General features: G+C 64.3%; 23 protein-coding genes and 4 tRNA genes. 15 read left to right on the top strand and 12 right to left on the bottom strand.

What is annotated here, in order from left to right; translation table 11 throughout:
- Positions 1-140: 140 nt before the first annotated feature.
- The 3 genes from ABEH27_RS23185 to ABEH27_RS23175 are packed head-to-tail and all read left to right on the top strand — an operon-like array spanning position 141 to position 2274.
- On the top strand, positions 141-428 hold the full coding sequence (locus ABEH27_RS23185; protein WP_346615803.1) for an iron transporter: 288 nt from the start codon (positions 141-143) through the stop codon (positions 426-428).
- A complete protein-coding gene (locus tag ABEH27_RS23180) occupies positions 425-1945 on the top strand; it encodes a PepSY-associated TM helix domain-containing protein (RefSeq protein WP_346615802.1) in 1521 nt (506 codons plus the stop codon). Before ABEH27_RS23185 ends, ABEH27_RS23180 begins: the two co-directional genes overlap by 4 nt.
- Positions 1942-2274 (top strand): DUF3325 domain-containing protein, encoded by a 333-nt coding sequence (locus ABEH27_RS23175; protein WP_346615801.1) that lies wholly within the window; start codon positions 1942-1944, stop codon positions 2272-2274. Before ABEH27_RS23180 ends, ABEH27_RS23175 begins: the two co-directional genes overlap by 4 nt.
- 10 nt (positions 2275-2284) lie before the next feature.
- On the opposite strand, the gene ABEH27_RS23170 is transcribed toward ABEH27_RS23175, so the two are convergent.
- Positions 2285-2872, bottom strand: coding sequence for a biliverdin-producing heme oxygenase (locus tag ABEH27_RS23170; protein WP_346615800.1), 588 nt, complete (start codon positions 2870-2872; stop codon positions 2285-2287).
- Positions 2873-3010: 138 nt separating this feature from the next.
- Here ABEH27_RS23170 and ABEH27_RS23165 point away from each other — a divergent pair, with 138 nt between their 5' ends.
- Entirely contained in the window at positions 3011-3550 is a 540-nt protein-coding gene (locus tag ABEH27_RS23165) for a histidine phosphatase family protein (protein WP_346615799.1), read from the top strand.
- Between the two features lie 361 nt (positions 3551-3911).
- Here the strand turns inward: ABEH27_RS23165 and ABEH27_RS23160 are convergent, their stop codons facing one another.
- From ABEH27_RS23160 to ABEH27_RS23150, 3 genes are all read right to left on the bottom strand, one after another.
- The gene (locus ABEH27_RS23160) at positions 3912-4697 is read right to left on the bottom strand and encodes a sulfite exporter TauE/SafE family protein (protein ID WP_346615798.1); all 786 of its coding nucleotides are present in this window, start codon (positions 4695-4697) and stop codon (positions 3912-3914) included.
- A 168-nt stretch (positions 4698-4865) separates the two neighbouring features.
- Positions 4866-6752, bottom strand: coding sequence for a methyl-accepting chemotaxis protein McpA (gene mcpA / locus ABEH27_RS23155; RefSeq protein WP_346615797.1), 1887 nt, complete (start codon positions 6750-6752; stop codon positions 4866-4868).
- A 143-nt stretch (positions 6753-6895) separates the two neighbouring features.
- Positions 6896-7774 (bottom strand): LysR family transcriptional regulator, encoded by an 879-nt coding sequence (locus tag ABEH27_RS23150; protein WP_346615796.1) that lies wholly within the window; start codon positions 7772-7774, stop codon positions 6896-6898.
- Between the two features lie 101 nt (positions 7775-7875).
- Here ABEH27_RS23150 and ABEH27_RS23145 point away from each other — a divergent pair, with 101 nt between their 5' ends.
- The gene (locus tag ABEH27_RS23145; protein WP_346615795.1) at positions 7876-8304 is read left to right on the top strand and encodes a PACE efflux transporter; all 429 of its coding nucleotides are present in this window, start codon (positions 7876-7878) and stop codon (positions 8302-8304) included.
- A 19-nt stretch (positions 8305-8323) separates the two neighbouring features.
- Here ABEH27_RS23145 and ABEH27_RS23140 read toward each other — a convergent pair whose 3' ends face one another.
- The 7 genes from ABEH27_RS23140 to ABEH27_RS23110 all read right to left on the bottom strand — a co-directional run bounded on the left by ABEH27_RS23140 (position 8324) and on the right by ABEH27_RS23110 (position 16229).
- Complete coding sequence (locus tag ABEH27_RS23140) at positions 8324-9385, bottom strand: hypothetical protein (RefSeq protein ID WP_346615794.1); 1062 nt, start codon at positions 9383-9385, stop codon at positions 8324-8326.
- 83 nt (positions 9386-9468) lie between these two features.
- Complete coding sequence (locus ABEH27_RS23135; RefSeq protein ID WP_346615793.1) at positions 9469-10152, bottom strand: GntR family transcriptional regulator; 684 nt, start codon at positions 10150-10152, stop codon at positions 9469-9471.
- Positions 10153-10168: 16 nt separating this feature from the next.
- Positions 10169-10873: a FadR/GntR family transcriptional regulator gene (locus ABEH27_RS23130; RefSeq protein WP_346615792.1), complete on the bottom strand. Its 705-nt coding sequence runs from the start codon at positions 10871-10873 to the stop codon at positions 10169-10171.
- 45 nt (positions 10874-10918) lie between these two features.
- On the bottom strand, positions 10919-12229 hold the full coding sequence (locus tag ABEH27_RS23125; RefSeq protein ID WP_346615791.1) for a C4-dicarboxylate transporter DctA: 1311 nt from the start codon (positions 12227-12229) through the stop codon (positions 10919-10921).
- 286 nt (positions 12230-12515) lie between these two features.
- Entirely contained in the window at positions 12516-13001 is a 486-nt protein-coding gene (locus ABEH27_RS23120) for an Lrp/AsnC family transcriptional regulator (RefSeq protein WP_346615790.1), read from the bottom strand.
- Between the two features lie 212 nt (positions 13002-13213).
- Positions 13214-14278, bottom strand: a complete 1065-nt coding sequence (locus ABEH27_RS23115) for an ornithine cyclodeaminase (protein ID WP_346615789.1) — start codon at positions 14276-14278, stop codon at positions 13214-13216.
- Between the two features lie 163 nt (positions 14279-14441).
- Positions 14442-16229 carry a sigma-54-dependent Fis family transcriptional regulator gene (locus ABEH27_RS23110; RefSeq protein WP_346615788.1) on the bottom strand — a complete coding sequence of 596 codons (1788 nt, stop codon included), beginning with the start codon at positions 16227-16229 and terminating at the stop codon, positions 14442-14444.
- 223 nt (positions 16230-16452) lie between these two features.
- Here ABEH27_RS23110 and ABEH27_RS23105 point away from each other — a divergent pair, with 223 nt between their 5' ends.
- The 6 genes from ABEH27_RS23105 to ABEH27_RS23080 are packed head-to-tail and all read left to right on the top strand — an operon-like array spanning position 16453 to position 22370.
- Complete coding sequence (locus tag ABEH27_RS23105; protein WP_346615787.1) at positions 16453-17547, top strand: ABC transporter ATP-binding protein; 1095 nt, start codon at positions 16453-16455, stop codon at positions 17545-17547.
- Positions 17547-18644, top strand: coding sequence for an ABC transporter ATP-binding protein (locus tag ABEH27_RS23100; protein WP_346615786.1), 1098 nt, complete (start codon positions 17547-17549; stop codon positions 18642-18644). Before ABEH27_RS23105 ends, ABEH27_RS23100 begins: the two co-directional genes overlap by 1 nt.
- Entirely contained in the window at positions 18641-19504 is an 864-nt protein-coding gene (locus ABEH27_RS23095) for a sugar ABC transporter permease (protein WP_346615785.1), read from the top strand. Before ABEH27_RS23100 ends, ABEH27_RS23095 begins: the two co-directional genes overlap by 4 nt.
- A 3-nt stretch (positions 19505-19507) precedes the next feature.
- The gene (locus ABEH27_RS23090) at positions 19508-20308 is read left to right on the top strand and encodes a carbohydrate ABC transporter permease (RefSeq protein WP_346615784.1); all 801 of its coding nucleotides are present in this window, start codon (positions 19508-19510) and stop codon (positions 20306-20308) included.
- Positions 20309-20320: 12 nt separating this feature from the next.
- On the top strand, positions 20321-20593 hold the full coding sequence (locus ABEH27_RS23085; RefSeq protein ID WP_346615783.1) for a DUF2160 domain-containing protein: 273 nt from the start codon (positions 20321-20323) through the stop codon (positions 20591-20593).
- Positions 20594-20630: 37 nt separating this feature from the next.
- Positions 20631-22370, top strand: a complete 1740-nt coding sequence (locus ABEH27_RS23080) for an ABC transporter substrate-binding protein (RefSeq protein ID WP_346615782.1) — start codon at positions 20631-20633, stop codon at positions 22368-22370.
- Positions 22371-22544: 174 nt separating this feature from the next.
- On the opposite strand, the gene folD is transcribed toward ABEH27_RS23080, so the two are convergent.
- Positions 22545-23399, bottom strand: a complete 855-nt coding sequence (folD, locus tag ABEH27_RS23075) for a bifunctional methylenetetrahydrofolate dehydrogenase/methenyltetrahydrofolate cyclohydrolase FolD (RefSeq protein WP_346615781.1) — start codon at positions 23397-23399, stop codon at positions 22545-22547.
- Positions 23400-23658: 259 nt separating this feature from the next.
- Here folD and ABEH27_RS23070 point away from each other — a divergent pair.
- The 4 genes from ABEH27_RS23070 to ABEH27_RS23055 all read left to right on the top strand — a co-directional run bounded on the left by ABEH27_RS23070 (position 23659) and on the right by ABEH27_RS23055 (position 24102).
- Positions 23659-23735: transfer RNA gene (locus ABEH27_RS23070), tRNA-Arg, on the top strand.
- 42 nt (positions 23736-23777) lie between these two features.
- A tRNA-His gene (locus ABEH27_RS23065) sits at positions 23778-23853 on the top strand.
- Between the two features lie 53 nt (positions 23854-23906).
- Positions 23907-23991, top strand: a tRNA-Leu gene (locus ABEH27_RS23060).
- Between the two features lie 35 nt (positions 23992-24026).
- Positions 24027-24102, top strand: a tRNA-His gene (locus ABEH27_RS23055).
- The last annotated feature ends 495 nt before the right edge of the window (positions 24103-24597 follow it).

Below are 24597 nucleotides of genomic sequence, written 5' to 3'. Positions count from 1 at the left end.
CAAGGGGCCGCTCTGCGGCCCTTTCGCGACGCAAGGCCACTCTTACAGGCATTACGCGACCCCCTGTAACAGCGGCCTTGCGTCGCGAAAGGGCTGCGCAGCAGCCCCAGAAGCCACTGCCCCCTGCAAAGGACTACCCGATGATCCAAGCCCCCGCCTGGTTGCAGATCCTCTCCCGCAGCAGCGCCGCACTGCTGGGTGGCTACGCCCTCAGCTACGCCGCCAGCGCCTGCCTGGCCCGCCTCCTGCCGCTGGCCCCTGCCGACGCCGTCATCGTCGCCACACTGCCGGCGTTCGTTTTCTACACCGCCGCCATCCTCTGGGCCTTCGCCAGCCGTGACGCCTGGCGCGCCTGGGCGCCGCTGGCCGCGGCCGTGCCCTTGGCGCTGGTTGGCTTCTGGCCGCAGGCGCTGGAGTGGCTGGCATGAAAAACACCTTCACCCAATCGATGGCCTGGCTACACACTTGGGGCGGCTTGATCTTCGGCTGGCTGCTGTTCGCCATCTTCGTGACCGGCACCTTGGCGGTGTTCGACAAGGAACTTAACCACTGGATGCAACCGGAGATCCCGGCCAGTGGCGTGTCCCAGGCCGATGCCGCACGGCGTGCCATCGGCTATCTGCAAACCCACGAAGCGCAGGCCGGCAACTGGGGCGTCAGCCTGCCCAGCGAGCGCTCGCCCGGGCTGCGGGTGTCCACCGGCGATCGGCGCCATGGCACAGCGGTCCACCTCGACCCGCACAGCGGCGAGGCCATCGACGTGCGTGACAGCGTGGGCGGCAACTTCTTCTTCCGCTTCCACTTCACCCTCGACCTGCCGCGCAACTGGGGCATCTTCGTTGTCGGGGGGCTGGCGCTGGTGATGCTCGCGGCGCTGGTCACCGGCATCGTCATCCACAAGAAGCTCTTCAAGGAGTTCTTCACCTTCCGGCCAAACAAGGGCCAGCGCTCCTGGCTGGACTTTCACAACGCCAGCGCGATGCTGCTGCTGCCGTTCCATCTGATGATCACTTACACCGGCCTGGTGATCTTCATGCTTATCTACATTCCGGCAGGTGTGGATGCGCTGTTCGCCGGTGATAACCGTGCGTACTTCCAGGCCCAGGGTAACGGCCGCCTGGAGCAGCCGCGCGGGCAGGCCAGACAACCGGGTCAACTGACCGATGTGGTGCCGCTGCTGGCCCAGGCCGAGGCAGCGCTGGGGCCGATATCCGGCTTCAACATTCGCAACCCCAACACCGCTGGCGCCCGTATCGAAATCCGCCCCGAACTGGGTAACCGCATCGCGCTGTCCAAGGGGCAGGCAATGGTCTTTGACGGTGTCAGCGGCAAACTGCTCAGCGACGTGACCGAGTGGCGCGCGGCACCGTTGACTCAGCGGGTGATGGTCGGCCTGCATTTCGCCCAGTTCGGCGGGTACCCGATGCGCTGGCTGTACTTCGTTTGCGGAGCGATCAGCTGCGTGATGATCGCCAGTGGCCTGGTGCTGTTCTGCGTCAAGCGTGGGCGCAAGTATGCCACTGCCAGCGCTGATGCCTCGGCGCGGCGGTGGTACCGGGTTGCCGAGGTGTGCAACATCGGCTTCGTCGCCGGGTTGCTGCTGGCGTGTGTGGGGTTGCTGTGGGCCAGCCGCTTGCTGCCGGTGGAACTTGCGCACCGCGAAGGTTGGGAGGTGCGCGCGTTCTTCGGGGTCTGGCTGCTGGCGCTATTGCATGCGGGGATCCGGCCGGCGCGCCGGGCATGGGTCGAGCAGTTGGGGCTGACGGCGCTGCTGTGCGTCGGCCTTGGCGTGTTCGGCGGGCTGGCTGATGGGTTGCGCCAGGGAGTGGTGGCGTGCGCCGGGGTGTTGGGCGTACTGCTCGGCATGGTGGCGTGGCGCGTGCAGCATGCCGCGCCAGCGCCGCTCAAAGGCAGAGCCGGGCGCAGCGTGGAGGCCGGAGCATGATGATGCTGTTCGCAGGTGGCGTGCTGTTCGCCTACGCCGGGATGCTCGCGTTGTGCCAAGGGCTGGAGCGGCATTACAAGCAGGTCTGGAGCAGGGGTTGCCCGCCGGCTGTGCGTCGCGTGCTGCGCGCTGCAGGCTGGTTGGCGCTGGTGCTCAGCCTGGTGCTCTGCGCCCAGGCCTGGGGCTGGGCCATGGGGCCTGTGGCCTGGTTCGCGGTGATGTCGTTGGCGGGGTTGGTGCTGGTGCTGCTGTTGCCCTATTGGCCACGGCTAGCGGTGGGGTTGGTGGGCCTGCTGCCAGCATGGGGCGGGCTACAGGTGTTTGCCTGAGTGGGGCCTTTCAGTTCAGCACGTGGCGTTGCCCAAGCCAGTTTTCGAAGCACTGGAACGTCTCGATGGCGGCCTGCACGGTCGCGGCCTGCGCTGCAGGGGTAGCCGACGCCTGGCCGAGCCGGTCGAGGAAGCTGCGCCAGTAGTTGCCAGTCTGAGCGCCGTACACGTCGAAAAAGCCCGTGCCCTCGGCAGGCCCGAGCCCCAGGCGTTCGGCCATGGCCCGCTTCAGTACCTGGCCGCCCAGGGTCGAGCCTTCGACCACGTACATCACACCCAGCGCGCTGGCCTCGCTGCTGATGGCGGGCAGCGCCTGGCACAAGGGCAGGGCGTCGATGTCGGCAGCGCTCAAGCTCAGGGCCTGCAGGTCCAGCGTGAGCGTTGGCGTCTTGGTCCGCATGGGCTCCTGATAAGCCCCCAGGCGGGCCTCGAGCGGCGCATGAAACCCGTAGTAAGCCTGGATCAGTCGGCTATAGGCGGCGACGTCGAAGCTGGCTTCGAAGAATGGCAGGCGGGCTTCGAGCGCCTTGTGGCAGTCACGGGTGCCTTCGCGCAGGGCGAGCAGCAACGGGCTAGGAGAGGAGGAACTGGCTGGCATCGGGTGGGCTCTGGTGGCATTTCGCCTAAATTGGAGTGGCGATCGTAGCGCAGTGTTCCTCATCGGCAGCGACAATGTTGCGGAAAAAAACCAGGGCGTGCTAAACCAGTCGCCCCCGCCCTTGCAAAGAGCCTTCTGGTGAAAGCCGTACGCCTCACGTTGATCTGCCATGCCCTGACCCAGGCCCAGAAGGTCGGGCGCCTGCACCGTCCTGACGATGGCATCCTGGCGCTGGACGCTCAGCCATTGCCCCTGGTGCCTGAGGTGCGGGTGCTGACAGCGCCTGAGCGGCGTGGGGGTGAGACAGCGGCGTGGTTTTCGACGCAGGTGCAAGTCGAGCCGGCGCTGGCCGATTGTGACTTTGGGCGTTGGCAGGGGCGCTCACTCAAAGCGCTGCAGGCGAAGCAACCCGAGGCGTTGGCGCAGTGGCTGCAGGACCCGCACAGCGCGCCGCATGGCGGTGAATCGTTCGCTGCGCTGTGCCAGCGCATGGCGGCTTGGCTGGCGGGGTTCGAGGCGCCGGGTGAGTGGTTGGCGGTGACCCACCCGATGGTGATTCGCGCGGTGCTGGTGCAGGTGCTGGGTTGCCCGATGTCGGCGTATCGGCTTGTCGATGTGTTGCCGTTATCGCGGGTTGAGCTGAGCTTTGCGGGGGAGTGGCGGTTGCGGTTTGGGTGATTTGGCTTGGGGGCGTGCTTGTCGTGGGTCTTTCAGCGTTGTCGAAATCGAGCGCCGCCCGCGCGGCGCATCGCGGGCAAGCCCGCTCCTACGGTCTACCTGCGGCCAGTGCTGTCAGCTACATCTCCACTGCCAGCCTTGGTACATGGCTTGCGATTGAGGTGAAGCTAACAGTACCCGCCTTGATATCGAGTCGAGCACACAAGGCGGACGGTGAAGATGCCACTGGCATAATTGGCCGGAGGTAGACCGTAGGAGCGGGCTTGCCCGCGATGCGCCGCGCGGGCGGCGCTCGATTTGCGCCCCACCGCCAATCTCAAGACTTGCGCCCCACCGCCAATACTCAAGACTTGCGCCCCACTCAAAACGCCAACTTGTACCCGATCAACAGCAGCATCGCCGCCAGGCAAGGCCGCAGCACGCGGTCGGAAATGCGCCCGGTGAGGTGGCTGCCCAGGTAGATGCCTGGCAGCGAGCCGAGCAGCAGGTAGCCCAGCAGCGACCAGTCCATGTTGCCCATGCCGGCGTGGCCAAGCCCTGCAACCAGCGTAAGGGGCACGGCGTGAGCGATCTCGGTGCCCACCAGGCGGCGGGTGACCAGGAAGGGGTACAGCAGGAACAACGCCACGGTGCCCAGTGCGCCAGCACCGATCGAGGTGAGCGTGACCATCACCCCCAGCACCACGCCCGTCAGCACGGTGAGGATGTTCAGGCTGCGGTCGCTGAGCGAGTAATGGTCACCGGCATGGCGATTGGCGAACGCCTGCAGGCGGGTCTTGAACAGGATCGCCAGCGCGGTGAGGATCAACACCACGGCCAGGCCCTGCTTGATGACGGCGTTGAGCGCCGAGGTGTCGGTGTGCAGGGTGCTGAGGAACCACAGGGTCAGGGCGGCAGCCGGCACGCTGCCCAGGCTGAGCCAGCCGGTGATCTTCCAGTCGATGTTCTTGTTGCGGCCATGCACCCAGACGCCACTGGCCTTGGTGATGGCGGCGTAGAGCAGGTCGGTGCCCACGGCAGTGGCCGGGCTGATGCCGAACCACAGCAAAATCGGAGTCATCAGCGAACCGCCACCGACGCCGGTCATGCCGACGATGAAACCCACAACCAGTCCGGCAATGGTGAAACCGAAAGAACCTACATCCATACGCTACTCGACTGCCCAGCTTTAGCCCGTGATCGGATGGGTGCCAGCATATAGGTAGTTTTTATAGCCAAATAGACTTGTTCGTTATTAGGTTATAACCGGCCGCGCCTGGCCGCGCACTCGGCAAGGCGGGTGTAGGGGCTGCATGGCAGCCCCCCGTCGACGCCGTCAGATACGGAAGCTGCCCACCAGTTGCTTGAGCCGCCCGGCCTGCTGGGCCAACGCATCACAATGCTGCAGCGTCTGGTTAAGGTTCTCCACCCCTTGCTGGTTGAGCGCGTTGATCTGGGTGATGTCCAGGTTGAGGCTCTCGACCACGGCAGTCTGTTCTTCGGTCGCGGTTGCCACCGACTGGTTCATGCCATCGATCTCGCCGATGCGCTGGGTCACGCTGGCCAAACGCACACCGGCCTGGTTGGCAACCTGCACGGTCTGTTCGCTGGAGACCTGGCTGGTGTTCATGGTGTGCACCGCTTCGCGAGAGCCCACCTGCAGGCTGGTGATCATGCGGTGGATTTCTTCGGCCGACTCCTGGGTGCGGTGCGCCAGGTTGCGAACCTCGTCGGCGACCACCGCAAAGCCACGCCCGGCCTCGCCGGCGCGGGCGGCTTCGATGGCGGCGTTGAGCGCCAGCAGGTTGGTCTGCTGGGAGATGCCCTTGATCACGTCGAGGATCTTGCCGATTTCGTCGGTGCTGGCATTGAGCGTTTCGATCTGCTCACACGATTCGCTGATGCGCTGCGACAAGGCGGTCATGGCATTGATCGCTTCTTCGACCACCTGCCGCCCGCCATTGGCCTGCTCGCTGGCGCCGCTGGCATGTTGCGAGGCGTCGGCGGCGTTGCGGGCGATTTCCTGGGTGGCGGCACCCAGTTCGTTGATGGCTGCGGCGACGCTGTTGGTGCGCATGCTCTGCTCTTCGGAGCCGATGATCGAGGCATTGGATGCATGGACCACTTTCTCGGAAAGGTCGTGCACCAGCCGCGTGGCCGAAGACACTTCCGTGATCGAGGTGTGGATGCGCTCGACGAAGTGGTTGAACGAGGTGGCCAGTTCGCCGAACTCGTCCTTGTGCTGCACGTCCAGGCGGCGGGTCAGGTCGCCTTCACCCTCGGCGATGTCGCGCATGGCGCGGCCCATGGTGGTCAGCGGGCGCATCAGCACCGGGATCAGCAGGCCCAGCAGGCCGGCGATGGCGGCCACGGCGATGAGCATCGCGATAATCGCCGAGGTGCGGAACTGGGCGAGTGCGGCGTAGGCCTTGTCCTTGTCGATCGACAGGCCGATGTACCACTGGGCCGAGGGCAGGCCGGCCACCGGGGCAAAGGAAATCAACCGCTGCTGGCCATCGAGGGTGACATCCTGCATGTCGGCTGCAACGCGCAGGCCGGCGCCTGGGTAGATGTCCTTGAGGTTCTTCATCACCTGGTCTTTGTCCGGGCTGACGATCACCTGGCCACTGCTGTCGGCGAGGAAGGCGTGGCCGATGCCGCCGAAATCGACCGAGTTGATGATCTGCACCAGGGTGTCGAGGGTCACGTCGCCGCCGACCACGCCGACCAGCTCGCCGTTTTGCTTGCTTTTCACCGGCGTGGCGATGGTTACCATCAGGCCGCCGACAGCGCCTTGGTAGGGGGCGGTGAGCACGGTTTGCCCAGCGTTCGCTGCGCTGGCGTACCACGGCCGTTGGCGCGGGTCATAGCCGGCCGGCATTTGCGTGTCGGGGCGCTGGGTGAATACGCCGTTGGCCTGGCCCAGGTAGGTGAACAGGAAGTTTCGCGTATAGGAGGGCTGCTCGATCAGCCCCGCCAGGGTGTCGCCAGCCCCTTGTTCGGCGATGTCCTGCGCCAGGTTTTCCAGGACCAGGATGCGCCCGCTCATCCAGTTCTGCACGCTGCTGGCAGTCAGTGCGCCGGCCTGTTGCACCGATGACTGGATATTCTGGCGGATGGTGTTGCGTTGCAGGTAATCGTTGTAGAGCGTGAACAGGGCAAATGCCAGCACCACGACGCCGCAGGCGCTGAGCAGGATCTTGTGGCGAAATTTCAGGTTCATGTTTCGAGACCTTGAGCCATTGAGGGGAGGGCGCCGCGCGCTCGTGGCGCGATGGCGGGCCTGTCCACTCTGATATCGGCTATTCGCCTAAAAAATTGAAACACTTACGTCATCTAGCTGAGGCGATTTCGACGGACGGTGCGCTAGCGTTTTGCTAGCTGTTCGATCAGCAAACGCGCGGCCTGGCGCAGCGGTTGCCGCTTGCGCCAGCAGGCATGAAGCGGCAGCTGCAGTTCGTTGCGGGTATTGCGAAATTGCAGGCGCACCAGGCGCCCTGCGTCGATCAGCGGCGCCACCCGCGCCAGTGGCAAGTCGCCCCAGCCCAGGCCGGCTTCGACCATTTGCAGCGCCAGGTCGAAGCTGTCGGTGGACCAGTGCGCGGCGCCGATCAGCGCGCGCGGGTCGGCCAATGGCAGGTCGCGGCTGCGCACCAGGATCTGGCGCACATTGATCAGGTCTTCGAGGTACTGGATGCGCCCGTCGCGCAGTGCCGGGTGCGCGGGTGACAGCGTCGCCACCAGCGACTCCATGCCAATGTGCTGAAACCCCCGGTGCGCATCCACCTGCAGGCCGGCAAACGCCAGGCACAGGTCGGCGCGGCCGCTGTCGAGCAGTTGCAGCGCTTCTTCCTGGGGGGCGCTGAGTACCTGGATGTCCAGTAACGGAAAGCGCTCGCCGAGCGTGGCGATGGCCGCCAGCAGCGGGCGGTGGTCGATGTCCGGGACCACAGCGAGGGTCAGGCTGCTTTCCAGGCCCTGGGACAGCTCCAGCGCATGCACCTGCAGCAGCCCGAGCTGTTCGGCGATCAACCTGGCGTGCGGCTCCAGGGCCAGTGCCTGGGCAGTGGCGCGCACCTCGCGCGGGCCGCGCTCGAACAAGGCGTAGCCCAGCTCCGCCTCAAGGTTGCCGATGGCCATGCTGACGGCCGAAGGCACCCGGCCAAGGGTGCGGGCAGCAGCCGAGAATGAGCCGCGGTCGAGCACGGCAAGAAACAGCTGAATGTTGTCGCTGGAAAAGTTCATGGCAGCCTCCTGTCAGTCAATCTGAAAGCTACCGACTTTTTCTGTCAAGCGGATTGAAGCATCCTTGCGCCCCTTCGCTTTTTGTCACATGAGGTAAACCCGTGCAGGGACTGAAACGCAAACTGGTCTACGTGACTTTCTATGAATTGATCGGCCTGTGCATGTCGACCCTGGGGCTGGCCTACCTGTCGGATACCGAGGCCTCGCACACCGGGCCGCTGGCGGTGATGATCACCACCATCGCCATGCTCTGGAACCTGATCTACAACAGCCTGTTCGAGTACTGGGAGAGCCGCCAGGCCAAGCGCGGGCGCAGCGTGGCGCGGCGGGTGGCGCATGCCATCGGCTTCCAGCTGACCTTGGTGGTGTACCTGATTCCGCTGATCGCCTGGTGGCTGGGCATGAGCCTGGTAGAGGCGTTCCTGGTGGATCTGGCGTTCATCATCCTGGTGCCGTGCTACACGTTCGCCTACAACTGGGCGTTCGACCGGATCTTCGGTTTGCCGACATCGGCCATGGCCACGGCCTGAGCGGCCGAAAAAACAACCGCTAAGGCGGCAGGCGAATCAATAATGGCGCCTGCCGCGCCGGCTGCGGTTGCTGTTCTTGCCCCTGTGCCCGCGGTGCACTGGCCAACAGCAAGCTGTCCTCGACTTGCCCCGACAGGTAGTACACCCCCGCCATGGCGCCGCTTTGGCGGTTTTCCATCAGCTCCTGCCATTCCTGGTTGAGCGCCACGTTGAGGATCACCCGCAGCTGTTCGACCATCTCCGGGTGCTCGCGGTCATGGGTCATCATGCCGTAGCCCGCCGCCGCGATCGAAATCATCGCCCCGGCCACCTTGCCCACCGCACTCGCCACGGCACTGGCGATGCCGCGCGGGGCCAGGGTGGCGCCGAGTTTTTCGCTGGCGCGGTTGGCCACCGACGACAGGCCCACATCGGTCTTCCCAGGGCCTTTTGTGGCTTGTTGATGCAAGTGCTCGCGCAGGGCGAGCCAGGCGGGTTGCTGGTCGAGCGGTTTGGCCTTGAGCAATTGATAAAGGCTGGCATTGCGCGCCGGCGGCGGGCCCAGGTTGATGGCGGGGATGCGGTTGAGGCGCTGGCTGAGCTGGTCGGGCGGGGCGTTGTAGCGCTGGATGATGCCCTGCAGTTGCTGGCCGAACAGTTGCAGGTACAACTCGCTGGCACGGTCGCGGATACCTTCGGGGTTGATCTGCTCGGCCACGGGCTCGATCACCCTTTTGTGGTACTGCTCCTGCAGGTACAGGGCAAGGCGTTTTTCCGCAGGCTCACGGCCTTGGCCGCTGTCGAGCTTGTACCAGGCCACCTTGAGCGTCAGCCATTGCTGGGTCCAGTACCCTGTGAACCACGGGATGAAATCGCTTTCGGTACGTTGTTGCACCTGCTCCTTCCACACCCGCATCGAGCGCCGCGCATAGTCGTTGGCAGAGCCGGCAGCGCCCACCGAGGCATCGATCAGCTCCTGGTCGATGCGTTGCCAGGCGGCGGGGGTGAGTACGGCAGGCGGCGGCGGGGCAGGCGGGCGCTTGCCGGCACAGGCCGCGAGGGCCAGCAGGAGACAAAGCAGCAAGAGGATGCGCGTGCTCACGCGACCGCCTTCCTGGGTAAGAGGCTTGGGGGGTTACCCGAGTATAAGAGGGGCTCGGGCGGGCTGCTGTGCAGCCCATCGCGTCACTGCTCCAGGTCGAGTTTTTCTTCCAGGCGGTTCAGGTGCTCGTGCATCAGCGCCAGTGCTGCGGTGCTGTCACCGGCCTCGACGGCATCGATGATCGCTGTGTGTTCTTCCCAGGCGCAATGGTCGCAACAAGGCGATTCATAGCGGGCGATGATCAGCGAGGTCATCGGCACCAGGCCATTGAGAAACCGCGCCAGCGGCGCGTTGGCCGCCACCTGGGCGAGCTTGAGGTGAAACTCGCCACCCAGGCGGATCGCCGCGCAGCGTTCGCCGCGTTCGTGATGGTGGCGTTCCCGTTCGACCAGCGCGCGCAATTGGCGGATGTGCGCCGGCCGTGCGCGTTGCGCGGCCAGGCTGATCAGGGTGGTTTCGGCCAACCGCCGGGCGCTGAGCACCTGGCGCGCCTGTTGTGGGTCGGGGGCGGCCAGGTGTGCGGTGTGGCTGGGGCGCTGCACCACCACTTGCTGGTCCGACAGGCGCCCGAGCACCCGGCGGATCACCGTGCGGCTGACGCCAAAGGCGTTGCCCAGTGCCTGTTCGGGCAGCAGGCTGCCGGGCGGCAGGCGCTGCTCGAGGATGGCGTCGAACAGGCGCGGGTAGATCTGCTCGGCCGACAGGCGGGTTTCGCCGACAGCGAGCAGGGCAGGCAGGTGGGGGGCGGCGTGGGCGCAGGCGGTCATGGTCGCTCTCCTGGGGTCATGGACGCGGATGGTCATCCGGGATGTTCAGTTCGATGCCCATGCGCAGGCCTTCGGCGAGGATATGCTGGCGCATCTGGGCGCTGGCCTGGGCACTGTTGCGGTCGCGGATGGCGCGAACCACTGCTTCGTTTTCCTTGAGCCGGGCGGCCAGGTGCTCGGGGGAGTTGCGCAGCATGCTGGCGCTTTGCTTGAGGGCGTTGCCCGTCTGCTGCACGACGCTCTGGAAGATCGGGTTGGTGGTCAGGGCGAACAGCGCCTCATGGAAGGCAATGTACGCCTTGGCCCCGGCCTCGCTGTCGTCGGCATCCAGGGCTTCGCGCATGTCCATCAGGGTCAGGCGCAGCTGGCCGATGTCCTGGCTGTTGGCCGATTGCGCCACCAGGCCGACGATGAAGGGTTCGAGGGTGTAGCGCAGCTCCAGCACATCGGCCAGGCTGGCCGCAGCGGTGGTGTCGACGCCGGGTTCCAGCTGCGCGGCTTCGGCCTCCAGCACCAGCACCCCTTTGCCCGGCAGCGAACGCACCAGGCCCAGGGTTTCCAGCACGGTCACCGCCTCGCGCAGGCTCGGCCGGCTGATACCCAGCTGCTCGGCCAGTTCGCGCTGGCCGGGCAGCATGTCGCCGGAGCGCCATTGCCCGCGGGCCAGGGCCTGGCGCAGTTTTTCCACCACTGAAGTGACAACGGTTGATGAGCTGATCACGGTTCGCTCCTGGAAAGGGCCGGCGCCAGCGCCGGCCTCGTGGGCTCAGAATTCCTGTTGCTGGGCGGTGGCTGGCTTGCGCGGTGCGTGAGCGAAGCCGGGTTTGCCGTCGAGCACGTTCTGCGCACGTTCCAGGTCGATGTCTTTTTCCCAGCGGGCAATGGCCACGGTTGCCACGCAGTTGCCGATGAGGTTGGTCAATGCGCGGCCAATGCCCATGAACCAGTCCACCGCCAGCACCAGCACCAGGCCCACCACCGGGATCGCCGGGACGGCGGTGAGGGTGGCGGCAAGGATCACCAGCGCCGAACCCGGGATGCCGTGCGCGCCCTTGGACGTCACCAGCGACACCAGCAGGATGGTCAGCAGGTCGGTCATTTCCAAGGGGGTGCCGGTGGCGTTGGCGATGAACACGATGGCCAGGGTCAGGTAGATGGAGAAGCCATCGAGGTTGAACGAGTAGCCGGTCGGGATCACCAGGCCCACGGTGGAGCTGCCGATGCCCAGGTGCTCGAGCTTGCGCATGATCTGCGGCAGCACGGCGTCGGAGGAGGCGGTGCCGAGCACGATGGTCAGCTCTTCACGCAGGTACTTGATGAACGGCAGCAATTTGAGGCCCGACACCCGCATCACGGTGCCCAGGACGATCAGCACGAAGCCGGCGCAGGTCAGGTAGAACAGGGCCACCAGGCCACCCAGGTGTTGCAGCGACTCCAGGCCATATTTGCTGGTGGTGAAGGCGATGGCGCCGAACACGCCGATCGGCGCCAGGCGCACGATCATGCCCATGATGCGGAAAATCACATGGCTGAGCTCGTTGATCAGCCGCGAAATGCCGGCGGCCGAGTCGCCCACCAGGTTCAGCGCGCTGCCGAACAGCACCGAGAACAGCAGCACCTGCAGGATGTTGTTGTCAGCGAAGGCGCCGACCACCGAGGTCGGGATCAAGTCCATGAAGAACGCGGTAGCGCCATGGATATGCTGGCCGCGCTCGGCCAGGCCGTTGGCGTCGGCGGTGGACAGCTGGTCCAGGTGAATGTTGGCGCCACTGCCGATACCGCTGCTGAAGGCGAATATCAGGCCGATCACCAGGGCGATGGTGGTCAGCACTTCAAAGTAGATCACCGACTTGAGGCCGATGCGGCCGACTTTCTTGAGGTCGCCGGCACCGGAAATGCCGCTGACCACCACGCAGAAGACAATCAGGCCAATCAGCATCTTGATCAGCTTGATGAAGCCATCACCGAGGGGTTTGAGTTGCAGGGAAAGGTCGGGGAAGCTGAGGCCGCAGGCGATGCCGAGGGCAAGGCCGAGCACGACTTGCAGGAAGATCGAACGCGAGCACCATTTGAGCATGGGAGTGATCTCTGATCGGTGTCCTTGCTTCGGTGCCGCACGGGGCGAAAGAGCGCAGGACTTAATTATTTTTGTGGTCTTACCGGTTTGTTCAGCGCGGGACCATAAAAGCGCGAAAAATCCTCCTTTGCAAGGGTTTTTGGCCTTACCGGTCTGACCAGTTGTGGGGCAATTTGGCTTGGCGGGCTCTAATTCGGTGCGTACTGAGGATTATGAATTCGCGCAACCAGGCGCCTTTTGCCGATGCCTGGGTAGTCTTAGCAAGCAGCCTGCCAATTGCCGCAGCTCAGGGCTGCGGCGCCATGCTTTTGACCGAGGCTAGCTCGGGGTGGGCGACCAGTTTGTCGATGTGCAGCGCGTCATCGTTCATCCAGGTTTCGCTCAGCACCCGGTAATGCTCCATGTCGCGGCAGCGCATGCGCAGGCTGTAATCGAAGTGGCCGCTGATCAGTTGGCACTCAAAGACTTGCGGGCACTGCTGCATGGTCGCTTCGAAGGCTTTTTGCGCAGCCCGCCCGCTCTGGTTGGACAAGGCCACGAGCACCAGCAGGGACAGCCCCGGGGCGATCTTCTGCAGGTCGAGGATGGCGCCATAACCGCGGATCACCCCGCGCCGCTCCAGCTTGCGCACACGCTCAAGGCACGGGCGCGGCGTGAGGTGGACCAGGCTCGAGAGTTTTTCGAAGGTGATGCGACCGTCGACGCGCAGCACGTCGATGATGGCGTGGTCGATGCGGTCCAGTGGGGGCTGGGTGGCGTCCTTGGTGTCCATGCGCGCGGCTTCTTTGCAAAAAGGGGCAAGGACAGGGTAGGCGCTTATCGGGTGAGCTTCCTCAATTACGAGGTGGCCCAATCGCCGGCAAGCCGGCTCCCACAGGGCTGGGCTGCCCCCAAGGGTTGGATTGGTGTCCAACTTCTTGGGGGCACTCCACATTGTGGGAGCCGGCTTGCCGGCGATTGGGCTGCGAGGCAGCCCCGGTCTATTCAAGCGCAGGCGCTGTCGGCCTGCTGCGCTGGGCGCATTTCTACCACCCGTGGTTGTAGCAGCGCATACAAGTCTTTCGGGTCCTCCAGCGTCGGCACCAGCTCGATCTCCCGGCCGATACCCAGAGCCCGCGCTGTATCCAGCACATAGCGCAGCGCTGAGTAGTCCTCCAGGGCAAAGCCTACCGAATCGAACAGGGTGACCTGTTCAACGCTTTCACGGCCCTTGGCAACGCCCGCCACCACCTGCCAGAACTCGGTGACAGGCGAGTCGCCAGGCATCTGCTGGATCTCGCCTTCAATGCGGCTTTGCGGTTCGTACTCGACGATCACCCGGGCCCGCTCGACGATGTCGCGGTGCAGCTCGGTCTTGCCGGGGCAGTCGCCGCCGACCGCGTTCAGGTGCATGCCCGGCTCGATCATGTCTGGGGTAAGGATGGTCGCGTAGGCCTTGTCCGCCGTCACCGTGGTGACGATGTCGGCACCCCGCACCGCGTCGGCGACCGAGTGGGCGACGATCAGCTTGAGCCCAGGCCGGCCCGACAGGTTGGCCACCAGTTTTGCAGTGGCCGCGGGGTCGATGTCGTACAGGCGGATTTCATCGATGCCCAGCAGCATCTTGAAGGCGATGGCCTGGAACTCGCTTTGCGAGCCATTGCCGATCAGCGCCATGCTGCGGCTGTCGTCGCGCGCCAGGTAGCGGGCGGCCAAGGCCGAGGTGGCGGCGGTGCGGATTGCGGTGGCCAGGGTCATTTCGCTGAGCAGCAGCGGCAGGCCGGAATCGACGTCGCTCAACGCGCCGAAGGCCATGACCGTGGGCAGGCCATGGCGGGTGTTCTTCGGGTGGCCGTTGACGTATTTGAAGGCGTACAGGCTGGCGTCGGACACCGGCATCAGTTCTATCACGCCGTCTTTTGAGTGGTTGGCCATGCGCGGGCATTTTTCGAAGGCGTGCCAGCGCAGGTAGTCCTGGCGAATGTACTCGGCCATCTCCACCATGCAGGTGGCCAGGCCCTTGCGATTGGCCAGGCGGGCGAGGTCTTGCACATCGATGAAGCGGGTCATCACATTCTCCCTGCAGCGACGCACCGGAATGTCGGGCAGGCATTCAGGGTGGGCTGTAGGTATATTTTCTGACAGATGCAGCACGAGCATGGGTGTTGGAGGGGGCTGAATACAGCGGTTGCAGCTGAATTGGAGTGCCTCACAGCCGAATCGGCTGTGAGCATCAGGGGGCAGCGTTGAGCGTGCCCTGTTCGCGCAGGCGCTTGTACAGGGTGGTGCGGCTGATGCCCAGCAGGCGTGCCAGCGAAGACAGGTTGCCGCCGCAGCGCTGCAGCAGGTCGGCCAGGTCGCCCGACGCTGCGTCGTGTGCGGATACGGTCGCACATGCGGGCAGTTCGCTGGCCTGGGCGAGGAAGCTGTCGGGAAGGTGCTCGGCGCCGATCGGCTGCACCCCGGCCAAGGCCAGCGCTACCTGCAGCACACTGTGCAATTGCCGCAGGTTGCCGGGCCATGGGTGGCGCAGCAGCAGGGCGAGTGTGGCCGCAGGCAATTGGCGTGGCTGGCCTGGCTCCAGGTACCGGGCGTGAACCTGCTCGATCAGCTCGCGCCGGTCGCTGCGCTCGCGCAAAGCCGGCAGGGTCAGGGTCAGCCCGGCCACGCGGTAGTAGAGGTCCTGGCGGAAGCGCCCGGCGCGCACTTCTTCGGCCAGGTCCCGGTTGCTTGCCGAGACCACGCGGATGTCCACCGTCACCGGTTCGCCGCTGCCCAGTGGCTGGATGCTGCGCGACTGCAGTACACGCAGCAGCCTGGCCTGGGTCGGTAGCGGCATATCGCCGATTTCGTCGAGGAACAGAATGCCGTGGTCGGCCTTGCGAATCAGCCCGGGGTTGCCCTTGTGGTGGGCGCCGGTGAAGGCCCCCTTGTCGTAGCCGAACAGTTCCGATTCGACCAGCTCCGCCGGGATGGCCGCGCAGTTGACCGCGATCAGCGGCTGGTGGCCACGGCTGCTGGCGCGGTGCAGAGTGTCGACGAAGACTTCCTTGCCGGCGCCGGTTTCACCCTGGACCAGGACCGGGATGTCCTTTTCCAGCAGCAGGCTGGCCTGGGTCAGGGCTTTGTCCAGGCGCGGGTCGCCCGCACGAGGGGCAGGACGCGTGGGGCGTTGCCGGGGCGCCTGCCATTGGCAGTGGAAACGGTTGCGCCCGGCGGCCTGCAGGGCGAATGGCTGTTGCTGGGCATGGGCGAGCAATTGGCGCATGGGCATCTGGAACAGCTGCTCCAGGTTCTGGCGCAGCGGGTTGCCGCCGAGCAGGCTGTCGGCGCGGTGATTGGCGGCGAGCACCTGGCCGCGCTCATCGAAGATCAGCAGCCCGGCCCAGGGGCTGTCGAGGTTGTCCGAGGCGCTGTTGAACAGCAGTTGCGCGTGCTGGTCACCGTGCTGCGCAAGGATCAGCCGGTTCTCCAGGCTCTGGCTCATCATGCGCACCAGGCCGAGGGTCTGGCTGGCCGGCAGGTAGCCGTCGCTGGCCACGTCGAGCACGCCGACACGTTGGCGCTGGGCGTCGAACAGCGGCGCTGCGGCGCTGGCCATGTAGCGGTTTTGGCGCAGGAAGTGTTCATCCTGGCCTACATGAATGGGCTGCGCGCAGACCAGCGCGGTGCCCAGCGCGTTGGTGCCCACGCCCCGTTCGTGCCAGTGGGCGCCAGCACTGAAGCCATGCTGATGGTGTGGGTCGATGAAGCGTCGCGAACCCCAGGTGTCGAGCAGGCAGCCGCTGGCGTCGGCGAGCATCACCAGGTAGCTGGCATTGCCCAGCAGGTGCGCATACTGCGGCAGCACGGTATCGCGGGTCAGTTGCAGCAGTGCCTGGCGCCGTTCTAGCAGGGCGCTGAGTTCGCCGTGGGTCAGGCAATCGAAGTCTGGCGCGCTCTGCGGCTGCAGGCCGAGATCGCGGCAGCGGGCCCAGGAAGCCTGGATCAGTTGGGCATGGGTCGAAGCGGATGTGGCCATGGGCCTGTCCTGTGTGATTGTTGTTTTCAGCCGACCGCTGTTCAGTGTCGTTCAGGGTTGTTCAATGTCAAACCCGCCGTTGTTCAGGTGTTCAGCGAAACTGTTCAGTTGTGAACGGCAACTGGTCGGCTTGCGCAGGGGAAGCCGCGCGCCAGAGCCTTGTGGCGCAACTGGCACGGAACTGGCTGTGCCTGGCAGACAATAATCACAAGAAGGCCACGCCATGTCCCTGGTGTTGGAGCAGGTCAGCCGCAGCGTCGACGGGCAACCGTGGATCATCGACGCGTCCCTGCGCTTCGAGCCCGGTTCGTTCAACGTGCTGTTGGGCCGGACCCTGGCCGGCAAGACCAGCCTGATGCGCCTGATGGCCGGGCTCGACCGACCCGAGCATGGCCGGGTGTTGATGGCGGGCGAGGACGTCACCGGTGTGCCGGTGCGTCGGCGCAACGTGTCGATGGTCTATCAGCAGTTCATCAACTACCCGAACCTGAGCGTCTACGAGAACATCGCCTCACCCTTGCGCCAGGCGCGCCTGGCCGAGCCCGAGATCCGCCGGCGGGTGCAGGAAACCGCCGAAATGCTGCGCATTGCCCCCTACCTGCAGCGTTTGCCGCTGGAGCTGTCCGGTGGCCAGCAGCAGCGCACGGCAATGGCCCGGGCGTTGGTCAAGGACGCCGGGCTGATCCTGTTCGACGAACCGCTGGTCAACCTCGACTACAAGCTGCGCGAGGGGCTGCGCCAGGAGCTGCGCGAGCTGTTCGCTGCGCGCAACTGCATTGCCGTGTATGCCACCACTGAGCCCAACGAAGCGCTGGCGTTGGGCGGCACCACCACCCTTTTGCACGAGGGCCGCATCGTCCAGAGCGGCCCTACCTCCGCGGTTTACCAGCGGCCCTGCAGCGTGCTGGCCGCCGAACTGTTTTCTGAGCCGCCGATCAATCTGGTGCCCGGGCGCGTCAGTGGCAACGAGGTGAGCCTGGCCCTGGCGGTGCACTTTGCCCGCAGCGCCGACCTGAAGGGCCTGGTGGATGGCGATTATCAATTTGGTGTACGCCCCAGTCACATCAGCCTGGTGCCGGCCCACGACGATGACCTGGAGCTGGCGGTGCTGGTTGAGCTGGCCGAGATCAGTGGTTCCGAGACCTTCCTGCACGTGCGTAACGAGCACTGGCGGATGGTCCTGCACCTGCCTGGCGTACACGAGTATCAGGTGGATACGCCGATCCGTGTGTTCATCCCCACCCACAAGCTGTTCGTCTTCGACAGTACCGGGGCACTGGTGCAGGCGCCGGGCCTGCGCCAGGCGAGGAGTGCCTGATGGCCGAAATCCGTTTGCACCAGTTGGCGCACAGCTACAGCCGCCAGCCCGTCGACGCGAATGACTATGCCCTGCATGAGTTGGAACACGTGTGGGAGCAGGGCGGCGCCTATGCTTTGCTCGGGCCGTCGGGGTGCGGCAAGTCAACGCTGCTGAACATCATCTCGGGCCTGCTGACACCGTCCCATGGCCAAGTGCTGTTCGACGGCAAGCCGGTCAACCACCTTTCACCGCAGCAGCGCAACATCGCCCAGGTGTTCCAGTTCCCGGTGGTGTACGACACCATGACGGTGTTCGACAACCTGGCGTTCCCCTTGCGCAACCAGGGCCTGGACGAGGGCCGAGTGCGCAGCCGGGTCGAGGAGATCGCCGAGGTGCTCGACCTGGCTGCGGTGCTGAAGAAAAAGGCCCGCAACCTCAGTGCCGACGAAAAACAGAAAGTCTCGATGGGCCGCGGCCTGGTGCGTGACGACGTCTCGGCGATCCTCTTCGACGAGCCCCTCACGGTGATCGACCCGCACCTGAAATGGAAGCTGCGGCGCAAGCTCAAGCAGATCCATGAGCAGTTCAACATCACCATGATCTACGTCACCCACGATCAGCTGGAAGCCTCGACCTTCGCCGACAAGATCGCAGTGATGCACGGCGGGCGCATCGTCCAGTTCGGCACGCCACGGGAGCTGTTCGAACGGCCGCGGCACACCTTCGTCGGCTACTTCATCGGCAGCCCCGGGATGAACCTGATCGATGTGCAGGCCGAAACGCAAGGGGTGGTGTTCGGGGGCGTCCACCTGCCGTTGCCCGATGGCCTGCGTGAACGCTTGGCAGCGGCGCCGGGCGGGCGCCTGCAAGTGGGCATTCGCCCGGAGTTCGTGCAGCTGTGGGACAGCCCATTCGATGCCGCGTACCCGGCCCAGGTGCTGGACGTCGAAGACCTGGGCACCTACCGCATCGTCACGCTGGTGCTGGGCGGCGTGTCGCTCAAGGCGCGCCTGGCCGAGGATCGGCCGTTGCCGGTAGGCCAGGCCTGGGTCAGCCTGCCGACGCAGTGGCTGATGCTGTATGTGGACGATGTGCTGCTGGAGGCCGGGCCATGAACAAGGTGCCCAACAACAAGGCCTGGTGGCTGGTGCTGCCGGTGTTCCTGCTGGTGGCTTTCAGCGCCGTGATGCCGATGATGACGGTGGTCAACTATTCGGTGCAGGACATTTTCGACCAGTCCAGCCGCTACTTCGTCGGCGCCGACTGGTACCGCCAGGTGCTGCGCGACCCGGCATTGCACGACGCCTTGCTGCGCCAGTTCATCTATTCCGCGTGCGTGCTGCTGATCGAGATCCCGCTGGGCATCGGCATTGCCCTGACCATGCCGACCAAGGGGCGCATGGCCTCGGTGTGCCTGATCGTCATGGCCATCCCGCTGCTGATCCCGTGGAACGTGGTCGGCACCATCTGGCAGATCTTCGGCCGCGCCGACATCGGCCTGCTGGGCGCAACGCTGGCCAAGCTTGGGGTCAACTACAACTATGCCGGCGACCCGTTCGATGCCTGGCTCACGGTACTGGTGATGGACGTCTGGCACTGGACGTCGCTGGTGGCGCTGCTGTGCTATTCGGGCCTGCGCGCCATCCCCGACGTGTATTACCAGGCCGCGCGTATCGACCGTGCATCGGCCTGGGCGGTGTTCCGCCACATCCAGTTGCCCAAGCTCAAGAACGTGCTGCTGATCGCGGTGATGCTGCGCTTCATGGACAGCTTCATGATCTACACCGAGCCGTTCGTGCTCACCGGCGGCGGGCCGGGCAACGCCACTACGTTCCTCAGCCAGACCCTCACGCGCATGGCCGTAGGGCAATTCGACCTGGGCCCGGCGGCGGCGTTTTCGCTGGTGTACTTCCTGATCATCCTGCTGGTGTCGTGGCTGTTCTACACAGCCATGACCCACGCCGACAAGGACTAGGCCATGAGCACGCGCAAGACGCTGGCCCTGCTGCTGTACTTCTTCTTTTTGCTGGTGCCGATCTACTGGCTGCTGAACATGTCGTTCAAGAGCAACAGTGAAATCCTCGGCGGCCTGACCCTGTGGCCACAGGGGTTCACGCTGGACAACTACCGGGTGATATTCACCGATGCCAGCTGGTACAGCGGCTACATCAATTCGCTGTACTACGTCTGTTTGAACACGGTCATTTCACTGCTGGTGGCACTGCCGGCGGCGTATGCCTTTTCGCGCTATCGCTTCCTGGGCGACCGTCACCTGTTCTTCTGGCTGCTGACCAATCGCATGGCGCCACCGGCGGTATTTCTGCTGCCGTTCTTTCAGCTGTACTCGTCCATCGGCCTGTTCGACACCCACATCGCCGTTGCCCTGGCCCATTGCCTGTTCAACGTGCCACTTGCGGTGTGGATTCTCGAGGGGTTCATGTCGGGGGTGCCGAAAGAGATCGACGAGACCGCGTACATCGATGGTTACAGCTTCCCGCGGTTCTTCGTGAAGATCTTCATCCCGCTGATTGGCTCAGGCATCGGTGTCACGGCGTTTTTCTGCTTCATGTTTTCCTGGGTCGAACTGCTGCTGGCACGCACCCTGACGTCGGTGAACGCCAAACCTATTGCGGCGGTGATGACCCGCACCGTGTCCGCTTCGGGCATTGACTGGGGCGTGCTGGCAGCGGCCGGGGTGCTGACCATCCTGCCCGGCATGCTGGTGATCTGGTTCGTCCGCAACCATGTGGCCAAGGGCTTTGCCCTGGGCCGGGTCTGAGGAGGGGGACGCATGGAATGGATGGCCTGGACCCTGCCCACGGCGCTGTTCTTCGCCGCCGTCGGTGTGCTGCTGTTGTGCATGACCCTGCTCGAACTGCGCCGCCCCTGCGTGGAGCGGCGCGGCTTTCTGCCGATCGTCACCAGCCGTGGCGACCGGTTGTTCATCGGCCTGCTGGTCAGCGCCTACCTGCACTTGCTGGTAGTCGGGGCCAGCGACTGGCCGTTGTGGGTGGCCTCGCTGCTGTCGCTGGGCTGGCTGGTGGTAGTGCTGCGCTGGGGCTGAGCGACGGCTCCGGGGAAAACTCAATCGGGAGATCACAATGTTCCATAACAAACACAATCGGCGACATTTGACCCTGGCCGCGTTGCTGGTGCTGGCCAGCGTGCAGGGTGCGGCGTGGGCCGACCAGTACGAAGACGCGGCGAAAAAGTGGATCGGCAGCGAGTTCAAGCCTTCCACCCTGACGCCCGAGCAGCAGCTGGCGGAGCTTAAGTGGTTCATCAAGGCCGCGGAGCCGTTCCGTGGCATGAAGATCAACGTGGTGTCGGAAACCATCACCACCCATGAGTACGAGTCCAAGGTGCTGGCCAAGGCGTTCAGCGAGATCACCGGCATCCAGCTGACCCATGACCTGCTGCAGGAAGGCGATGTGGTAGAAAAGCTGCAGACGCAGATGCAGTCGGACAAGAACATTTACGACGGCTGGGTAAACGATTCCGACCTGATCGGCACGCACTTTCGCTACGGCAAGGTGGAGTCGATCACCGACCTGATGGCCAATGAAGGCAAGGCCTACACCTCGCCGACACTGGACCTCAAGGACTTCATCGGTATTTCCTTCACCACCGCGCCGGACGGCAAGGTCTATCAATTGCCCGACCAGCAGTTCGCCAACCTGTACTGGTTCCGCGCCGACTGGTTCGACCGGCCCGAGCTCAAGGCCAAGTTCAAGGAGAAGTACGGCTATGAGTTGGGCGTGCCGGTGAACTGGTCGGCCTACGAGGACATCGCCAAGTTCTTTACCGAGGACGTGAAGGAAATCGACGGCAAGCGCGTGTATGGCCACATGGACTACGGCAAGAAGGACCCTTCGCTGGGCTGGCGCTTCACCGATGCCTGGTTCTCGATGGCCGGTGGCGGCGACAAAGGCCTGCCCAATGGGCTGCCGGTAGACGAATGGGGGATACGCGTGGAGGACTGCCACCCGGTGGGCTCCAGCGTTACCCGTGGCGGCGACACCAACGGCCCGGCAGCGGTGTATGCCACGCAGAAATACGTTGACTGGATGCGCGCCTACGCACCGAAAGAAGCGCAGGGTATGACCTTCTCCGAGGCCGGCCCGGTACCGGCGCAAGGCAACATCGCCCAGCAGATCTTCTGGTACACCGCGTTCACCGCCGACATGACCAAGCCGGGGCTGCCGGTGGTCAACGCCGACGGTACGCCAAAATGGCGTATGGCACCGTCGCCCAAGGGGCCGTACTGGGAAGAGGGGATGAAGCTGGGCTATCAGGACACCGGGTCCTGGACCTTCTTTAAATCGACCCCCGAGAAGCAGCGCCTGGCCGCGTGGCTGTACGCGCAGTTCGTCACCTCCAAGACCGTGTCGTTGAAAAAGACCATCGTCGGCCTGACGCCGATTCGCGAGTCGGACATCAACTCTCAGGCCATGACTGACCTTGCGCCCAAGCTCGGCGGGCTGGTGGAGTTCTACCGCAGCCCGGCGCGCGTGCAATGGACCCCGACCGGCACCAACGTACCGGACTACCCACGCCTGGCGCAGTTGTGGTGGAGCCATATCGCCGAAGTGGCCAGTGGTGAGAAAACCCCGCAGGAGGCGCTGGATGGCCTGGCCCGCGACCAGGACAAGATGATGGAGCGGTTGCAGCGCTCCAACGCCCAGGCCACCTGTGCGCCGAAGATGAACCCGGAGAAAGATGCCCAGTACTGGTTCGACCAGCCGGGTGCGCCGAAGCCGAAGCTGGCCAACGAGAAGCCCAAGGGCGAGACGGTCAGCTACAGCGAACTGCTGAAGTCGTGGGAGGCGGCGCGCAAGTGACCGGCTAGAGACCGGGTGGGCGCCATCGCCGGCAAGCCGGCTCCCACGGGTTGAGCAAATCACCCGAACCTGTAGGCGCCGGCTTGCCGGCGATAGGGCCAGTACGGCCACCCGATAAGCTTCAGGCAAAAAAAACGGCACCTGCCAGAGGTGCCGTTTTCATGTCACTGCTACTTACTTATGCAGCTCTTCGGCCGCATACAGCGTGTTTTCCAGCAGGCACGCGCGGGTCATCGGGCCGACACCACCCGGTACCGGGGTGATCCAGCCGGCGCGGGGCAGGGCGGTCTCGTAGACCACATCGCCGACCAGCTTGCCGTCGTCCTGGCGGTTGATGCCGACGTCGATGACGATGGCGCCTTCCTTGACCCACTCACCCTTGACCAGGCCCGGCTTGCCGGCAGCCACCACCACCAGGTCGGCACGGCCGACGTGGCCGGCGAGGTCCTTGGTGAAGCGGTGGCAAACAGTCACGGTGCAGCCAGCCAGCAGCAGTTCCATGGCCATCGGGCGGCCAACGATGTTGGACGCGCCGACAATCACCGCGTCCATGCCATACAGGTCCTGGCCGGTGCTTTCCAGCAGGGCCATGATGCCTTTCGGGGTGCACGGGCGCAGCAGCGGGATGCGCTGGGCCAGCCGGCCGATGTTGTACGGGTGAAAGCCGTCGACGTCCTTGTCCGGGCGGATGCGCTCGAGCAGCAGCGATGCATCAAGATGCGCCGGCAGCGGCAGTTGCAGCAGGATGCCGTCCACGGCCGGGTCGTCGTTCAGGCGGTCGATCAGCTCGGTCAGAGCTTGCTGCGTGGTTTCGCTGGGCAGGTCGAACGCCTGCGAAATGAAGCCGACCTCTTCGCAGTCCTTGCGCTTGTGCGAGACATAGACTTGGGAGGCGGGGTCGGTGCCGACCAGGATCACTGCCAGGCCAGGCGTGCGCAGGCCTTGCTGGCGACGCTCCTCGACACGTTGAGCGATCTGCTTGCGCAGGTTGGCGGCGATCGCCTTGCCATCGATTAGGTGTGCAGTCATAGACGCGTGATTAACCATCGAGAAAGGAACAATAAAGAGGGCGCATTCTCGCACGACATGGCCCGAGGGCAAAGGCGGGTGGTCGGGCAAATCCTCTAACCCCTTAAATATTTTGAGTTTTTTAGAAAAAGGTGTTGACGGTTTTCTAGCTCGTCTATAAGATTCGCCGCACTTGTCGGGCACAGCCTAGCACTGGTTGGCGAGGTCGGGCAGAATGAGTGGTTTGTTTGCTGCTCGTTCGGTTAGGCTTCACGCTTAAGCGCCCGTAGCTCAGCTGGATAGAGCATCCGCCTTCTAAGCGGATGGTCGCAGGTTCGAGTCCTGCCGGGTGCGCCATTAGGCAGCTTGGGCAAGCAAGTAAGTCTGTAAAGCGATATGGTGGGCGTAGCTCAGTTGGTAGAGCGCCGGATTGTGATTCCGGTTGTCGTGGGTTCGATTCCCATCGTCCACCCCATATTCTGCGAAGGCGCCTCGATGTAGATCTGGCGCCTTTGTTTTAAGCGTTACGCGGACGTGGTGAAATTGGTAGACACACTGGATTTAGGTTCCAGCGGCGCAAGCTGTAAGAGTTCGAGTCTCTTCGTCCGCACCATGCTTCTGTAAGCTGTACCGCAACACTGCAATATGGTGGGCGTAGCTCAGTTGGTAGAGCGCCGGATTGTGATTCCGGTTGTCGTGGGTTCGATTCCCATCGTCCACCCCATATTTTTGAAGGCGCCTTGATTGTAAAATCGGGCGCCTTTGTTTTTTTTGCGTTTGCTGACTGTTTGTTTTTAGCTTGTGAGAGAAAGCCGCTGATTGCGGCTTTTTTGGTTTTTGGTTTTTGGTTTTTTGGGGGTGCATGGTTTGGGTTGTGCGGTGGTGCGCAAATCGAGCGCCGCCCGCGCGGCGCTTCGCGGGGCAAGCCCGCTCCCACATTTGTTGCAACGTGCCATGGCCTGATAGGCCATAGTTGTTAGCCTTGGTGGCTCGACGAGGTTTTTCGGCTGGCACTGCTGCCGCCTCACCTCTCTTCAGTGATGGGCCAAGGCGGACAACCATGGCCTGACTGGAACGGCGCGTTGCAACAAATGTGGGAGATTCTATGGCAGCAGACAACTTCTCTGAGGAAGTAGCCACACGGTATTTTTCAATGCCTCCATGCATGGGGCATCGCACCTGAAAAGTCCTTCGAGTGTTTGGGTGCAGCTTGGGGGCC

It is taken from the genome of Pseudomonas sp. P39-UII1 (genome assembly GCF_039672635.1).
Taxonomy (GTDB): domain Bacteria; phylum Pseudomonadota; class Gammaproteobacteria; order Pseudomonadales; family Pseudomonadaceae; genus Aquipseudomonas.
The sequence above is the reverse complement of the archived record's forward strand: the minus strand, read 5'-3'. Positions and strand labels throughout refer to the sequence as shown.

Excerpts from the sequence above, each read along its gene's own strand:
- ABEH27_RS23120 (WP_346615790.1), bottom strand. The coding sequence starts at position 13,001 with ATGGACACCAAGGACGCCACCCAGCCCCCACTGGACCGCATCGACCAC.
- ABEH27_RS23170 (WP_346615800.1), bottom strand. The coding sequence starts at position 2,872 with ATGCCAGCCAGTTCCTCCTCTCCTAGCCCGTTGCTGCTCGCCCTGCGC.
- ABEH27_RS23125 (WP_346615791.1), bottom strand. The coding sequence starts at position 12,229 with ATGCTCAAATGGTGCTCGCGTTCGATCTTCCTGCAAGTCGTGCTCGGC.
- ABEH27_RS23180 (WP_346615802.1), top strand. The coding sequence starts at position 425 with ATGAAAAACACCTTCACCCAATCGATGGCCTGGCTACACACTTGGGGC.
- ABEH27_RS23080 (WP_346615782.1), top strand. The coding sequence starts at position 20,631 with ATGTTCCATAACAAACACAATCGGCGACATTTGACCCTGGCCGCGTTG.
- ABEH27_RS23085 (WP_346615783.1), top strand. The coding sequence starts at position 20,321 with ATGGAATGGATGGCCTGGACCCTGCCCACGGCGCTGTTCTTCGCCGCC.
- ABEH27_RS23105 (WP_346615787.1), top strand. The coding sequence starts at position 16,453 with ATGTCCCTGGTGTTGGAGCAGGTCAGCCGCAGCGTCGACGGGCAACCG.
- ABEH27_RS23110 (WP_346615788.1), bottom strand. The coding sequence starts at position 16,229 with ATGGCCACATCCGCTTCGACCCATGCCCAACTGATCCAGGCTTCCTGG.
- ABEH27_RS23100 (WP_346615786.1), top strand. The coding sequence starts at position 17,547 with ATGGCCGAAATCCGTTTGCACCAGTTGGCGCACAGCTACAGCCGCCAG.
- ABEH27_RS23175 (WP_346615801.1), top strand. The coding sequence starts at position 1,942 with ATGATGATGCTGTTCGCAGGTGGCGTGCTGTTCGCCTACGCCGGGATG.
- mcpA (WP_346615797.1), bottom strand. The coding sequence starts at position 6,752 with ATGAACCTGAAATTTCGCCACAAGATCCTGCTCAGCGCCTGCGGCGTC.
- ABEH27_RS23150 (WP_346615796.1), bottom strand. The coding sequence starts at position 7,774 with ATGAACTTTTCCAGCGACAACATTCAGCTGTTTCTTGCCGTGCTCGAC.
- ABEH27_RS23160 (WP_346615798.1), bottom strand. The coding sequence starts at position 4,697 with ATGGATGTAGGTTCTTTCGGTTTCACCATTGCCGGACTGGTTGTGGGT.
- ABEH27_RS23185 (WP_346615803.1), top strand. The coding sequence starts at position 141 with ATGATCCAAGCCCCCGCCTGGTTGCAGATCCTCTCCCGCAGCAGCGCC.
- folD (WP_346615781.1), bottom strand. The coding sequence starts at position 23,399 with ATGACTGCACACCTAATCGATGGCAAGGCGATCGCCGCCAACCTGCGC.
- ABEH27_RS23115 (WP_346615789.1), bottom strand. The coding sequence starts at position 14,278 with ATGACCCGCTTCATCGATGTGCAAGACCTCGCCCGCCTGGCCAATCGC.
- ABEH27_RS23135 (WP_346615793.1), bottom strand. The coding sequence starts at position 10,152 with ATGACCGCCTGCGCCCACGCCGCCCCCCACCTGCCTGCCCTGCTCGCT.
- ABEH27_RS23090 (WP_346615784.1), top strand. The coding sequence starts at position 19,508 with ATGAGCACGCGCAAGACGCTGGCCCTGCTGCTGTACTTCTTCTTTTTG.
- ABEH27_RS23095 (WP_346615785.1), top strand. The coding sequence starts at position 18,641 with ATGAACAAGGTGCCCAACAACAAGGCCTGGTGGCTGGTGCTGCCGGTG.